Genomic DNA, 916 nt, shown 5'->3' with positions numbered 1-916 from the left:
TGTCGCAGTCGGGCGCCAGCCCGGAGGCGCTGGCGCTGGCGCGGCTGATGCTGGCGGCGGCGCCCACGGACAGCGTGCTGGACACGCCGCTGCCGTCGCTGCTGGACGAGGGCGAGGACCCGGCCGACACGCTGGTCGGCCGGCGCCTGGGCCGCTGGCTGCTGACCGGACTGCTCGGGCAGGGCGGCATGTCGGTGGTCTACCGTGCACGGTCGCTGTCGGCGCCGGTGGGGCAGGAGGCGGCGCTGAAGCTGCTGTCGCTGGCGGCGGCCACGCCGGAGGGCCGGGCGCGGTTCGAGCGCGAGATCGACATCCTGGTGCGGTTGCGCCATCCCGGCATTGCGCCGGTGTTCGACGCGGGCGTGGCCGACGACGGCACGCCGTGGTTCGCGATGGCGCTGGTGGAAGGCCAGGACATCGCGACCTGGTGCCGCGAGCAGGGCCTGGACGTCGCGGCGCGCGTGGACCTGATGCTGCAGGTCTGCGATGCGGTGGAACACGCGCACCGGCACCTGGTCATCCACCGTGACATCAAGCCATCCAACGTGCTGGTCGACGGCGAGGGCCGTGCGATCCTGCTCGACTTCGGCATTTCGCGGATGCTGGAGGACGGGGCCACCGAGATCACGACCGCGGGCACGTACGCCTTCACCCCGCGCTACGCCGCGCCGGAGCAGCTGCAGGGCGGGGCGATCACGACGGCGACGGACGTGTACAGCCTGGGCAGCGTGCTGCACATGCTGGTGCTGGACAGGCCGCCGCAGTTCGCGGACGGGGTGGCCGACGGCGAATGCCGCAACCCGGCGTCGCTGGTCGGGCGCGATGGCGACGGGACGCTGCGGCGGATGCTGTCGGGGGACCTGGGGGAGATCCTGAAGAAGGCGCTGGCACGGGACCCGGGCCGGCGCTATCCGGG

1 protein-coding gene is annotated in these 916 nt (G+C 73.4%); it reads left to right on the top strand.

Annotated elements, in window-relative coordinates; genetic code table 11:
- Positions 1–916: serine/threonine-protein kinase (locus ABD679_RS15315; RefSeq protein WP_344760889.1), on the top strand; the 916-nt coding region annotated here is incomplete at both ends.

This window comes from Luteimonas lutimaris, assembly GCF_039537065.1.
GTDB lineage: Bacteria > Pseudomonadota > Gammaproteobacteria > Xanthomonadales > Xanthomonadaceae > Luteimonas > Luteimonas lutimaris.
Note: the sequence above shows the minus strand (reverse complement) of the source record. Positions and strands in the feature narration are given on the sequence as shown.